At 37.9% G+C, this 14,030-nt stretch carries 13 protein-coding genes; all 13 read right to left on the minus strand.

What is annotated here, in order from left to right; all coding sequences use genetic code 11:
- Nucleotides 1-28: 28 nt before the first annotated feature.
- The 13 genes from frr to sucC all read right to left on the minus strand — a co-directional run bounded on the left by frr (nt 29) and on the right by sucC (nt 13,855).
- A complete protein-coding gene (gene frr / locus ACQKNR_RS01745) occupies nt 29-586 on the minus strand; it encodes a ribosome recycling factor (protein WP_000531501.1) in 558 nt (185 codons plus the stop codon).
- A gap of 2 nt (nt 587-588) precedes the next feature.
- Nucleotides 589-1,311, minus strand: a complete 723-nt coding sequence (pyrH, locus tag ACQKNR_RS01750; protein WP_000042663.1) for a UMP kinase — start codon at nt 1,309-1,311, stop codon at nt 589-591.
- Between the two features lie 66 nt (nt 1,312-1,377).
- The gene (tsf, locus tag ACQKNR_RS01755; RefSeq protein ID WP_060631984.1) at nt 1,378-2,265 is read right to left on the minus strand and encodes a translation elongation factor Ts; all 888 of its coding nucleotides are present in this window, start codon (nt 2,263-2,265) and stop codon (nt 1,378-1,380) included.
- A gap of 102 nt (nt 2,266-2,367) precedes the next feature.
- A complete protein-coding gene (gene rpsB / locus ACQKNR_RS01760) occupies nt 2,368-3,069 on the minus strand; it encodes a 30S ribosomal protein S2 (RefSeq protein WP_000111483.1) in 702 nt (233 codons plus the stop codon).
- Between the two features lie 350 nt (nt 3,070-3,419).
- Nucleotides 3,420-4,199 carry a GTP-sensing pleiotropic transcriptional regulator CodY gene (codY, locus tag ACQKNR_RS01765; protein WP_000421288.1) on the minus strand — a complete coding sequence of 260 codons (780 nt, stop codon included), beginning with the start codon at nt 4,197-4,199 and terminating at the stop codon, nt 3,420-3,422.
- A gap of 77 nt (nt 4,200-4,276) precedes the next feature.
- The gene (hslU, locus tag ACQKNR_RS01770; RefSeq protein WP_427314944.1) at nt 4,277-5,668 is read right to left on the minus strand and encodes an ATP-dependent protease ATPase subunit HslU; all 1,392 of its coding nucleotides are present in this window, start codon (nt 5,666-5,668) and stop codon (nt 4,277-4,279) included.
- A gap of 22 nt (nt 5,669-5,690) precedes the next feature.
- On the minus strand, nt 5,691-6,233 hold the full coding sequence (gene hslV, locus ACQKNR_RS01775) for an ATP-dependent protease proteolytic subunit HslV (protein ID WP_427314945.1): 543 nt from the start codon (nt 6,231-6,233) through the stop codon (nt 5,691-5,693).
- 42 nt (nt 6,234-6,275) lie between these two features.
- Nucleotides 6,276-7,175, minus strand: a complete 900-nt coding sequence (gene xerC, locus ACQKNR_RS01780; RefSeq protein ID WP_427314947.1) for a tyrosine recombinase XerC — start codon at nt 7,173-7,175, stop codon at nt 6,276-6,278.
- Nucleotides 7,176-7,240: 65 nt separating this feature from the next.
- Nucleotides 7,241-8,545, minus strand: coding sequence for an FADH(2)-oxidizing methylenetetrahydrofolate--tRNA-(uracil(54)-C(5))-methyltransferase TrmFO (gene trmFO / locus ACQKNR_RS01785; protein ID WP_353768697.1), 1,305 nt, complete (start codon nt 8,543-8,545; stop codon nt 7,241-7,243).
- A gap of 48 nt (nt 8,546-8,593) precedes the next feature.
- Nucleotides 8,594-10,672, minus strand: coding sequence for a type I DNA topoisomerase (gene topA / locus ACQKNR_RS01790; RefSeq protein ID WP_427314949.1), 2,079 nt, complete (start codon nt 10,670-10,672; stop codon nt 8,594-8,596).
- A 144-nt stretch (nt 10,673-10,816) separates the two neighbouring features.
- Nucleotides 10,817-11,686 (minus strand): DNA-processing protein DprA, encoded by an 870-nt coding sequence (dprA, locus tag ACQKNR_RS01795; protein ID WP_427314951.1) that lies wholly within the window; start codon nt 11,684-11,686, stop codon nt 10,817-10,819.
- An 86-nt stretch (nt 11,687-11,772) separates the two neighbouring features.
- A complete protein-coding gene (gene sucD / locus ACQKNR_RS01800) occupies nt 11,773-12,675 on the minus strand; it encodes a succinate--CoA ligase subunit alpha (protein ID WP_000115178.1) in 903 nt (300 codons plus the stop codon).
- Between the two features lie 19 nt (nt 12,676-12,694).
- A complete protein-coding gene (gene sucC / locus ACQKNR_RS01805) occupies nt 12,695-13,855 on the minus strand; it encodes an ADP-forming succinate--CoA ligase subunit beta (protein WP_144614534.1) in 1,161 nt (386 codons plus the stop codon).
- Nucleotides 13,856-14,030: the final 175 nt, after the last annotated feature.

A 14,030-nucleotide genomic window follows, 5' to 3' on the forward strand; every position in this document is an offset into this window, starting at 1 on the left:
GAGGGTCATATTTGCGAAGTTATCGCTATTACACTTCCATAATTTCTTTTTCTTTGTTTTTTGCGATTTCGTCAACTTTTGCAATATATTTATCTGTTTCTTTTTGGATATCTTCAGTATATCCTCTTAAATCATCTTCTGTAATCTCGCCAGCTTTTTCAAGCTTCTTAAGATCATCATTTCCGTCACGACGTACGTTACGAACCGCAACTTTTGCTTCTTCAGCATATTTTTTTACAACTTTTACAAGATCACGACGACGCTCTTCTGTTAATGCAGGGAATGCAATACGAATTACAGTTCCATCATTAGAAGGGTTTAAGCCTAAATCTGCTTTTAAAATTGCTTTTTCAATATCACCGATTGAAGTTTTATCGTAAGGTTGAATTACAAGTAAACGTGCTTCTGGAACTGTAATGTTCGCTAATTGCACAACTGGTGTTGGTGCACCATAGTAATCAACTTGTACCTTATCTAATACAGACGCGTTTGCACGACCAGCGCGAACTGTTGCTAATTCACGAGAATAAGCAGCAACTGCTTTTTCCATTTTTTCATTCGAAGATTTTAATACTTGTTGTCCCATATTTATTTCCCCCTTACAACTGTTCCAATATTTTCACCTAAAACGGCGCGTTTAATATTACCTTTTTCCATAACCGAGAATACAATTAATGGAATATCATTATCCATACATAAAGAAGAAGCTGTAGAATCCATTACACCTAAACCTTCTTTTAATACATCTAGGTAAGTAAGTGTTTCGTATTTTGTAGCTGTTGGGTCAATAGATGGATCTGCATTATATACGCCATCTACATTATTTTTCGCCATTAAGATAACATCAGCTTCGATTTCAGCTGCGCGTAATGCTGCCGTTGTATCTGTAGAGAAGTATGGGTTACCTGTACCTGCTGCAAAGATAACAACACGCTTTTTCTCTAAGTGACGAACCGCTTTACGACGAATGTAAGGTTCTGCCACTTGACGCATCTCAATTGAAGTTTGTACGCGAGTTTGGATTCCGATATTCTCCAAGCTATCTTGAAGTGCTAACGAATTCATAACTGTCGCTAACATGCCCATGTAATCTGCTCCTGCACGATCCATGCCCATTTCGCTTCCAATTTTACCACGCCAAATGTTACCGCCACCAACAACAACAGCAACCTCTACATCAAGTTCTGCAATTTCTTTCACTTGTTCCGCAACTGACTTAATAACAGCTGGGTTAATTCCAAATCCTTGCTCGCCAGCTAAAGCTTCTCCGCTCAGCTTTAAAACGACACGATTATATTTCGGTTTACTCATAATGAACCTCCAATTGCTTACATCTTTATTTTAAAAAAGGGAACACAATGTGTTCCCTAATCTGTATTAGTTACTACCTTTTACTTGGTTCATTACTTCTTCAGCAAAGTTGTCTTCACGTTTTTCGATACCTTCACCAACAGCGTAGCGAACGAATCCTTTTAATGTTCCGCCTTTAGACTCAACGAACTGACGAACTTTCATATCAGGGTTTTTAACGAATGCTTGGTCAAGTAAGCAAATCTCTTCGAAGAATTTGCCTAGACGGCCTTCAACCATTTTTGCAACGATTTTTTCAGGCTTGCCTTCGTTTAAAGCTTGTTGTGTTAATACTTGACGCTCATGCTCAACTTCTTCAGCTGTTACAGCATCGCGGTCGATGTATTTAGGGTTAACTGCAGCGATGTGCATTGCAACATCTTTAGCAGCTGCTTCATCAGTTGAACCTTCAAGAACTGTTAGTACACCAATGCGTCCACCCATGTGTAGGTAAGCACCGAATGCATCTGCATCAGTTTTTGATACGATTTCGAAACGACGAAGTGTAAGTTTTTCACCAATTTTAGCGATTGCTTCATTGATGTGCTCTTCTACTTTTTTGCCGTTTTCCATTGTTTGAGCCATAGCTTCTTCAACGTTAGCTGGTTTGTTAGTTAATAAGTGAGCAGCTAATTCTTTAATTAATGTTTGGAAACCTTCGTTTTTCGCAACGAAATCAGTTTCAGAGTTTAATTCTAAGATTAAACCATCGTTACCGTTTGTTTCGATGAAAGTTAAACCTTCAGCAGCAATGCGGTCCGCTTTTTTAGCAGCTTTCGCAATACCTTTTTCGCGTAAGAAGTCAATTGCCTTCTCCATGTCGCCATTAGTTTCTGTTAAAGCTTTTTTGCAGTCCATCATACCTGCGCCAGTTTTTTCACGTAATTCTTTTACCATTTGTGCAGTGATTGCCATACTTTTCATCCTCCTAAAATATGTATTTATACCTTTATAAAGGTGTTTATACCTTAAAAAAGGTGATAAAAGGCCGAACCCCTTATCACCTTTCCAACTTTGTTACGCAGTAACAGTTTCTTCACCTTGTTTTGCTTCAAGGATCGCGTCTGCCATTTTAGATGTAAGAAGTTTTACAGCACGAATTGCATCATCGTTTGCTGGGATAACGTGATCGATTTCGTCTGGATCACAGTTTGTATCAACGATACCGATGATTGGAATGTGTAATTTGCGTGCTTCAGCAACTGCAATACGCTCTTTACGAGGGTCTACTACGAATAATGCACTTGGAAGACCTTTCATATCTTTAATACCGCCTAAGAATTTCTCAAGACGCTCTAACTCTTTTTTAAGTTGAACAACTTCTTTCTTAGGAAGTACTTCGAAAGTACCATCTTCTTGCATTCTTTCGATGTCTTTAAGACGCTTGATACGCTTTTGGATTGTTTGGAAGTTTGTTAAAGTTCCACCTAACCAACGTTGGTTAACGAAGTACATACCAGCACGAGTTGCTTCTTCTTTAATAGCTTCTTGTGCTTGTTTTTTAGTACCTACGAATAAAATGTCTCCACCTTCAGCAGCGATGTCACGCATAACTTTGAAAGCTTCCTCAACTTTTTTCACAGTTTTTTGTAAGTCGATGATGTAGATACCGTTACGCTCTGTGAAAATGTAACGCTTCATTTTTGGGTTCCAACGACGTGTTTGATGTCCGAAATGAACACCAGCTTCAAGCAATTGCTTCATAGAAATTACTGACATAATATAGTTCCTCCTAAATGGTTTTTGATATCCTCCGTTTACTTCATCTTTAAGCGAAACTACAATCGTAGCACCAACACTTAAATCGGTAAACGTGTGTACTTTGTACTGACACCACTGCTTACTATATCATACTGAAATATTTCAATCAAGTCGAAAATGCGAACAATGTAAAACTTTCTTTTTTTCACGCTCAAATTCTAGTATTACCAACCTTCATTTCATTTAAGCAAAGAAGCGGAATTCGATTACTCGTTTTCTAAAGAACGTTGTCATGGCACCTTACGTAAGAAAAATCAATCTTATAGAAAACAAAAAACTCTCCTCAACTGAGGAGAGTTTTTTTAAAATTAGTTTGTTTTTAATTTAGCAAGTTCATGTAGAAACTTGTCGTTTAGCACTTTAATGTATGTTCCTTTCATACCTAAAGAGCGAGACTCAATAACACCAGCACTTTCTAATTTACGTAGTGCATTTACGATTACAGAACGAGTAATTCCTACACGATCAGCAATTTTACTTGCAACAAGTAAACCTTCTGTTCCATTTAATTCTTCGAAGATATGCTCGATTGCTTCTAACTCACTGTAAGATAATGAGCTAATAGCCATTTGAACGACAGCTTTACTACGTGCTTCCTCTTCGATTTCTTCTGCTTTTTCACGTAAGATTTCCATACCTACAACAGTTGAACTGTACTCAGCAAGGATTAAATCATCGTCTAAGAACTCTTGACCAAGACGAGCTAACACTAATGTACCTAGACGCTCACCGCCACCAACGATTGGTACGATTGTAGTTAAACCTTGACCGAATAACTCTTTATTTTCTACTGGGAATGCTGTGTAAGCACTGTTCACATCTAAGTTAGAAGATGTTTCTGTAATGTTGAATAAGCTTTGTGTGTATTCTTCTGGGAATTGACGCTCTGCAAGCATTTGCTTCATGCGCTCGTTTTCGATTTGTTGGTGAATTGCATAACCTAGTAATTTACCACGACGACTAACTACGAACACGTTTGCTTCAATTACTTCACACATTGTGTCAGACATTTCTCTAAAGTTTACAGGCTTTCCTGCTGCGCTTTGTAATAACGCATTTAATTTTCTCGTTTTTGCTAATAATTCCATTTCAAAAGTTCCTCCTACATGTTACTCACATATTTTTTCATCACTTGGAAACTAGGGCGAGTCACCTGATGACACTATTACAAAATAAACTGGCTCACATCTTTATTTTTAGCAATTGTCGCTAATTTTTCCTCAACATATTGAGGTGTTATCGTTATTTTCTCTAACGTAATTTCAGATGCTTCAAACGATAAATCTTCAAGGAGCTTCTCCATAATCGTATGAAGTCTTCTCGCTCCAATATTATCTGTATCCTGATTAACTTGATAAGCAATCTCAGCAATCTTACGAATAGCTTCGTCTGAAAATTCAATTTCTATACCTTCAGTCGCTAATAACGCCATGTACTGTTTAATTAGCGCATTGTCAGGTTCGATTAAAATTTTAACAAAATCATCCACTGATAATTTTGTCAGCTCTACTCGAATCGGAAATCTCCCTTGCAATTCCGGTATTAAATCCGACGGTTTAGACATATGGAACGCTCCAGCTGCAACGAATAAAATATAATCCGTTTTTACTGATCCGTATTTCGTGGCAACATTTGAACCTTCTACAATCGGTAAAATGTCACGTTGCACACCTTCACGTGATACATCTACGCTATTCGACTGCTTACCAGCAATTTTGTCAATTTCATCGATAAAAATAATCCCGAGCTGTTCAGCACGATAAACAGCCTCTTGTGTAACTTCATCCATATCAATTAAGCGCTGTGCTTCTTCATTTGTCAAGACTTTTCTTGCTTCTTTTACAGAAAGTTTACGTTTTTTCGTTTTTTTCGGCATGAAACTTCCTAGTGCATCTTGGAAATTCATACCCATTTGTTCCATACCTGTTCCTTGCAGCATATCAAACATAGAAGACTGTTGTTCAGTCACTTCAATCGATACGACTTCTTCTTCAAGAAGGCCTGCTGCAAGCTTTCTTTCCACATCTTGACGTTTCTTTTCAATTTCAGCATCTTCTTGCGCATCAGATGCTTGGTTCGAATTTTGAGTACCACCAAAAAGCATTTCTAACGGATTTTTAAATCCAGATTGTTTCTCCGGACTCGGAACTAAAATTTCCACTAAACGTTGATTTGCTTGTTCTTCTGCTTTATCTTGAACTTTAACTACCATTTCTTCTTTCACGATACGAACGGACGTTTCGACAAGGTCGCGGACCATCGATTCTACATCTCGACCCACATATCCAACTTCTGTAAACTTCGTCGCTTCAACCTTAATAAAAGGTGCTCCAACGAGTTTCGCCATTCGTCGTGCTACCTCTGTCTTACCAACACCCGTCGGCCCAATCATTAAAATGTTTTTAGGTGCAATTTCATCACGTAAATTTTCAGCTAGTTTACTACGACGGTATCGATTTCTCAGAGCTACAGCAACCGCTTTCTTTGCATCCTTTTGACCGATGATGTATTGATCTAATTTTTCCACAATTTGACGCGGAGTAAAATGTAAATGCATATAAAATGCCTCCCTTACGATTCTACAATTCTTCCACAATTATGTTGTGGTTCGTATAAACACAAATATCGCCTGCAATCTCTAAACTCGCTTTCGCAATTTGCTTTGCTGTTAAATGTTCACTGGCATATTGCTTTAAAGCACGACCTGCAGAAAGTGCATAATTTCCACCAGATCCAATTGCTAAAATACCATCATCCGGTTCAATTACTTCTCCTGTACCTGAAACAAGGAGCATAGTTGTTTTATCCATGACAATGAGCATCGCTTCTAACTGACGCAGCATTTTATCTCCACGCCATTGTTTTGCCATCTCCACAGCAGCACGCTGCAAGTTTCCATTATACTCTTCTAATTTCCCTTCAAACATTTCAAAAAGAGTAAATGCATCAGCAACTGAGCCTGCAAAACCAGCTAAAACTCTCCCTTGGAAAAGTTTGCGAACTTTGCGAGCTGTATGTTTCATTACAACAGCATTCCCCATCGTTACCTGGCCATCTCCAGCCATTGCACATTCTCCGTTATGATGAACTGCAAATATCGTTGTAGCGTGGAAATTTCCCATAGAAAAAACTCCTTTATATGTTTTTATAGCTTTAAAAGCAATTTATGCCCGCGGGTGATGATTCATGTAAACAGAACGCAATCTTTCTTTAGAGACATGCGTATAAATTTGTGTCGTTGACAAATTTTCATGACCCAACAGCTCTTGTACAGTACGTAAATCCGCCCCTTCATCTAACATATGTGTAGCAAATGTATGCCTTAACATATGAGGACTTATCCGCATTGTCAGTGAAGCCTTCTTAATGAGTTCGTTTAAAACATAACGTACACCCCGACCTGTTAGCGGCGTACCTTTCGCATTTAAAAATACCATATGAGAGTGTTCTTCAGTCTTGTTAACTAACTGTTTTCTCCCGTTCTCTATATAAGTAATTAAAGCATCTTGCGCATAGCTTCCGAACGGAATATATCTTTGTTTTTTTCCTTTTCCCATCACTAAAATTGTCCCCACTGCGAAGTCAATATCGGTAAGTTGTAAATTGACACATTCACTCACACGGATCCCCGTCGCATACATCAACTCTAATAAAGCTTGATTCCTTTGTCCTAGCGGCGTTTCCATATCAGAAACTTCAAATAATTCCTCTAATTCTTCAGCATATAAAAACTTTGGGATTGACAATTCTTTTTTGGGGAGTGACGCAAGTGCAAACGGGTTATCTTTCCGATAACCTTCACGCATCAAAAAACGATATAAACTTCGTAAGCTTGACACTTTTCTTGCGACAGATTTACGGGCTAACTTTTCATCGTGCAACGTCGTTAAGTACAAACGAACATCCGCGTATGTAACATCTAAAAAAGAGGATATGCCTTCTCGCTCCATAAATTGCACAAAATGTTCTAAATCATTTTGATAACTTGCAATTGTATATTTTGAATAATTTCTTTCAATTTGTAAATATCCAACGAATAATTGTAACAATTTCTTCACATTCACATAACTCACCTCAATAAAGGCTACTAAATCGTATCACAACTTAGTAGCCTTTGCAAGAAATTTAACTAAATATTTACAAAATTTTGAATTGTTTCTAAAGCGCGTGTAGCATACGCCTCATTTCGTTCTGCTTTCTTTTTGATCTTCTTCTCTAACGGTGCAAATAGACCAAAGTTTGCATTCATCGGCTGGAAGTTTTTCGCATTTGTAGCAGTAATATAATTTGCCATACTTCCCATTGCAGTTACAGGTGGTAATACAACTGGCTCCTCGCCTTTTACAAGTCGAGCAGCGTTAATACCTGCTAATAATCCTGATGCCGCTGATTCAACATATCCCTCTACTCCAGTCATTTGACCAGCGAAGAATAAATCATCACGTTGTTTATATTGATATGTCGGACGAAGTAAATTAGGCGAATTAATAAACGTATTACGATGCATTACACCATAACGTACAATCTCTGCGTTTTCCAGTCCCGGAATTAACTGTAACACTTCTTTTTGTGGTCCCCACTTTAAATGTGTTTGGAAACCTACAATATTATATAACGTTCCCGCTGCATCATCTTGACGTAACTGAACGACTGCATATGGTGTTTTCCCTGTTTTCGGGTCTTCTAATCCAACAGGCTTCATCGGTCCAAATACTAACGTCTGTCTTCCTCTGCTTGCCATAACTTCTACTGGCATACAACCTTCAAAGAAAATTTCTTTTTCAAATTCTTTTAAAGGTACTGTCTCAGCGGCAATTAAAGCCTCATAAAAACGGTCAAATTCTTCTTCTGTCATTGGACAGTTTAAATATGCCGCTTCACCTTTATCATAACGGGATTTCAAATAGACTTTATTCATATCAATGCTATCTTTCTCAACGATTGGCGCTGCAGCATCATAGAAATAAAAATAATCTTCACCTGTTAGTTCTTTTAATTGTGCAGCAAGATCAGGAGACGTAAGTGGACCTGTCGCAATAACAGTAGGCCCTTCTGGAATTTCAGTGATTTCTTCGTTCATCACAGTTACATTCGGATGGTTCTTCACATATTCAGTTACTTTCGCTGCAAATTCATGACGATCTACAGCTAAAGCACCTCCTGCTGGCACAGAGCATTCATCAGCTGCACGAATAATAACAGAATCCATTAAGCGCATTTCTTCTTTAATAACACCAACAGCATTTGTTAATGTGTTTGCACGAAGCGAGTTACTGCATACTAATTCAGCAAATTTATCAGTGTGATGAGCTGGTGTTTGTCGCACCGGTCTCATTTCATATAATCTTACTTGGACACCACGTTTTGCAATTTGGTAAGCTGCTTCACTTCCTGCAAGACCTGCGCCAATGACGTTTACTACTTGTGTTGTCATATATATCACCTTTCCTTTTCTTCCCGAAAAAAATGTGAGCAGTTACGCTCACATTTGTTGTTCTTCTTCATAATCACACGAAATACATTGTACTTGTACGCCTTTTTTTAACTTCTTCTCTACAAGCATACCTTCACACTTCGGACATTTACGACCAATCGGCTTATCCCAAGATACAAAGTCACATTCTGGATACGTACCGCATCCGTAGAAAAGACGTTTCTTTTTATTACTACGACGTTCAATAATTTGCCCTTTATCACACTTCGGACAAGTAACACCAATTTCTTTCACAATCGGCTTTGTATTACGACAATCAGGGAAATTCGAACAAGCCATAAACTTCCCATATTTACCCATTTTAAAGACCATTGGATGACTACATAATTCACAGTCTTCCCCAGCTGGCTCATCTTTAATTTCCACTTCACGCATTTCTTTTTCCGCTTTTTCTAAGCGCGGTTCAAATCCTACGTAGAAATCATCAACAATTTTCACCCAATTCGCATTTCCTTCTTCCACTTCATCAAGGCTTTGCTCCATATTTGCTGTGAATTCAATGTTAATTATTTCCGGGAAAAACTCTAAAATAAGTTCGATTACTATTTCACCCAGTTCAGTTGGAACGAAGCGTTTGTTATCTAAAGCAACGTAACCACGTTTTTGAATCGTTTCAAGTGTCGGCACATAAGTGGATGGTCTCCCAATCCCAAGCTCTTCAAGTGTTCGTACTAAACGAGCCTCTGTATAACGTGGTGGTGGTTGTGTAAAGTGTTGTTTCGGCTCTATATCTTTTGAAAATACCGTTTCTCCCACTTCTAAAGGTGGCAACATCTTATCCTTTTCTTCCGCACCATCATCTTTTGACTCTACGTACACTTTCATAAATCCTGGGAACTTTACAACCGAGCCACTTGCACGGAACTGAACATTGTTATTAATGAGTCTCGCTGTAACAGTATCCATTATAGCAGACGCCATTTGACTTGCAACAAATCGCTCCCAAATCAGTTTATACAACCGAAGTTGATCGCGACTTAAGAAACTTTTTAGTTCCTCTGGCTTTCTCATTACCGAAGTAGGACGAATTGCTTCATGCGCATCTTGCGCATTCGATTTTTTCGTTTCTTTCTTCTTCTCTGTTCCTATGTATTCCGCACCAAACGCCTCAGTAATGTAAGTACGTGCCTCTGTTTGAGCTGTTTCTGAGATACGTGTTGAGTCAGTTCTCATATACGTAATAAGACCTACAGTCCCTTGTTTTCCAAGATCTATCCCTTCATACAATTGCTGCGCAAGCATCATTGTTTTCTTTGCTCGCATATTTAACTTACGTGCTGCCTCTTGTTGTAGAGAAGATGTTGTAAACGGTAATGCAGGATTACGTTTTCGCTCTTTTCGCGTTACATTTTCAACTGAAAACGCATTATCTTTCATCTGTTCAATTATTTCATTCACTTGCGTTTCATTCGTTAATTGAACTTTTTCACCATCTACACCGTAAAAGCTTGCTTCAAATGTGTCTTTCCCTTTCACAAATTCTGTTTTAATTGTCCAGAACTCTTCAGGCTCAAAGTTTTGAATTTCTCTTTCACGTTCGATAATTAAACGAACCGCTACAGATTGTACGCGTCCTGCACTTAATCCTTTTTTTACTTTCTTCCATAATAAAGGACTAATATTGTAACCTACAAGACGATCAAGTATACGTCTTGCTTGTTGTGCATCTACTAAATCCATATTAATTGCACGAGGATGTTTAAATGATTCCTTTATTGCATCTTTCGTAATTTCATTGAAAACAACTCGGCAATCTGATTCAACGTCCACGTTTAACGTGTTTGCTAAATGCCAAGCAATTGCTTCCCCTTCGCGATCTGGATCGGCCGCGAGATAGACTTTCTTTACTTTTTTTGCCGCTGATTTCAAATCTTTTAAAACAGGACCTTTACCACGAATGGTAATATACTTCGGAGTGAAGTTGTTCTTTACTTCTATCCCCATTTGGCTTTTTGGCAAATCGCGAACATGTCCCATAGACGCGACAACTTTGTATTTTTTTCCTAAATATTTCTCAATGGTCTTCGCCTTAGAAGGCGACTCCACGATTACGAGGTAATCTGACATGCTAGTGCCTCCTTAAGAGGTGGATTCAAGTCTTCATTAATCTTATTGATTTCTCTTGTTTTTGTCAATCAAGAATGAATATACCATACAGTGCCAATCTACCATTTGTCAATAATTGTTTAATAAAAACATAAAAATATAAGGTTAATTTAAAAATTCTTCAAGGATGTCTTCTACATTTTGTACTAGTTTTGCGCCCTGTTGAATAAGCTTATTCGTTCCGGATGCACTTTCTATAAATATTGGACCAGGAATCGCAAATACCTCTCGGTTTTGCTCTAATGCGAGATCTGCAGTAATGAGCGACCCACTCCTCGATTTTGCTTCTACAACTAAAACACCTTTACTTATACCACTGATAATTCGATTCCTTTTTGGAAAATACCATTTTTTCGGTGCATAGTGCGGAGGGTACTCTGTTAATAACAATATATATTCCTCCCACTTTTCATATAAACGTCTATTCTCTTTCGGATACATATAAGATAATCCGTGTCCCAATATTGCAATAGTCGGACGATGTTGCCTCACTGTGACTTCATGAGAAATGGTATCTATCCCTTTTGCAAATCCACTCACAATAAGCCATTCTCTTTCTAATAAAGGATGCAAAATAAACTTCATACTCTCATAACCATATAAAGACGGTTCTCTCGTTCCAACGACCGCTAATTTATTCGATTTATCCAGAAAACTTCGCTCTCCTTTTCCATACAAAACAAAAGGAGGATCTTGAATTTCACGTAATAATTGCGGATAATTTTCATCCCATATAGTTATATAAAAGATTCGATTTTTCTCTAAATAGGATATATATTTCGAAATGTTTGTACTTTGAAGGAAATTTACTAGTTCTGAAGATTTTTTCGCGGATATTCCAGTGTAATTTTCAATTTGTTTTTGGTTAAATGTGTATATTTTCTTTAATTCCGGATCGACATATAGCAACCTCTCCATCGCCTTCCAATGGTCTGCCAGCATGTAATGAAGATGTAATAATCGTTCTCTTTTCATCCTTTTCTCCTTACCCATAATTTTTATTATGTAAACAAGAAAATTGCAAAAAGACACCCTCAAGCAAGAAGGTGTCTTTCAACAGATTAGTAGTTTTTACAAGTCTCAAATAAGCCTTTTTCTTTTAAGACAGAGATTAATGTTTCTCCCATAACCGCTGGAGTTTCCGCTACTTTAATACCACAAGCTTCCATCGTTTTAATCTTTTCAGCAGCAGTTCCTTTACCACCAGAAATGATTGCACCAGCATGGCCCATACGTTTGCCAGCAGGCGCTGTTTGACCACCAATGAAGCCTACAACAGGTTTTGTCATATTAGCTTTCACCCATTCAGCTGCCTCTTCTTCCGCTGTACCACCGATTTCACCAATCATAATTACAGCATGTGTTTCTTCATCTTCATTAAATGCTTTTAACGCATCAATAAAGTCTGTACCGTTAACAGGGTCCCCGCCGATACCTACAGCTGTAGATTGGCCAATACCTTCTTGTGTTAACTGATGTACAGCCTCATACGTTAATGTACCAGAGCGAGATACGATACCTACATGGCCTTTTTTATGAATGTATCCTGGCATAATACCAATTTTACATTCATCAGGTGTAATGACACCAGGACAGTTTGGTCCAAGTAAACGTGTATGTTTACCCGCCATATATCTCTTTACATTTACCATATCTAATACAGGAATTCCTTCAGTAATACATACTACTAAATCGATTTCTGCATCAACTGCTTCCATAATTGCATCAGCCGCAAAAGCGGGTGGAACGTATACAACTGAAGCGTTTGCGCCTGTTGCTTTCACTGCATCTTCTACAGTATCAAATACTGGTACACCTTCAATATCAGTGCCACCTTTACCTGGTGTTACACCACCGACAATTTTCGTACCGTATTCAATCATTTGTTTTGTATGGAATAACCCCTGAGAACCTGTAATACCTTGAACAATAACTTTTGTATCTTTATTAACTAATACGCTCATTTTTCTCCCCCGCTTTCTATTAGCCCACTAGTGAAACAATTTTTTGTGCACCGTCTGCCATAGATTCTGCTGCAACAATATTTAAGCCAGACTCATTTAAAATTTTCTTACCTAACTCTACGTTTGTACCTTCAAGACGTACAACTAAAGGTAATTCAAGACCTACTTGTTTCGTTGCTTCAATAACACCTTCTGCAATAACATCACACTTCATAATGCCACCAAAAATGTTAACGAAGATACCTTTTACGTTTTTGTCAGAAAGGATAATTTTGAATGCTTCTGTAACTTTTTCAGCTGTTGCACCGCCACCAACATCTAAGAAGTTAGCTGGATCACCATGGTAATGTTTAATGATATCCATTGTAGCCATCGCTAAACCTGCACCATTAACCATACAACCAATATTTCCATCTAAAGGAATGTAGTTTAAGTCATATTTAGAAGCTTCAATTTCTTTTGAATCTTCCTCATCAAGATCACGAAGTTCTAAAATGTCTTTATGGCGATATAAAGCATTAGAATCAAAGTTTAATTTCGCATCTAATGCCATAACTTTACCGTCACCTGTTGTAACAAGTGGATTAATCTCCGCGATAGAGCAATCTTTTTCAATAAATGCACGGTATAAGCCCATCATAAACTTCACAGCTTGTCCTACAAGCTCTTTTGGAATGTTGATGTTAAATGCAATTCGGCGTGCTTGGAAGCCTTGTAAGCCTACTGCTGGATCAATATATTCTTTAAAGATTTTTTCAGGTGTTTGCTCTGCTACTTCTTCAATTTCTGTTCCGCCTTCTTCAGACGCCATTAAAACAACTTGAGAAGTTGCACGGTCTAAAACAAGACCAACATAATATTCTTTTTTAATATCGCAACCTTCTTCGATAAGTAAGCGTTTTACTTCCTTACCTTCAGGACCTGTTTGATGTGTCACAAGTGTAGTTCCTAAAATGCTTTCCGCATATGTACGAACTTCATCTAAATTTTTTGCAACTTTTACTCCGCCAGCTTTGCCGCGTCCACCAGCGTGAATTTGTGCTTTTACTACACATACATCCGTTCCTAATTCTTTCGCTGCTTCTACAGCTTCTTCTACTGTAAATGCAACCTTCCCGTTCGGAACGCTAACCCCATAGCTTCTAAGGACTGCCTTACCTTGGTACTCATGGATATTCATGGTCCCATCCTCCCCTGTTTTCCTGTTTTACTCGAAAAGTTTTTTAATGTTTAAAAAACATTACATTGCCATTGTATAAGATGATTGGCACGCTGTCTACAATAAAGTGTCAGAAAACTGAAATCGCTTTATTCTTTTTTGAAAATAATAATGTTCGTATACCAAAATAAAAAAA

The organism is Bacillus sp. NPDC094077, assembly GCF_050279465.1.
Taxonomy (GTDB): domain Bacteria; phylum Bacillota; class Bacilli; order Bacillales; family Bacillaceae_G; genus Bacillus_A.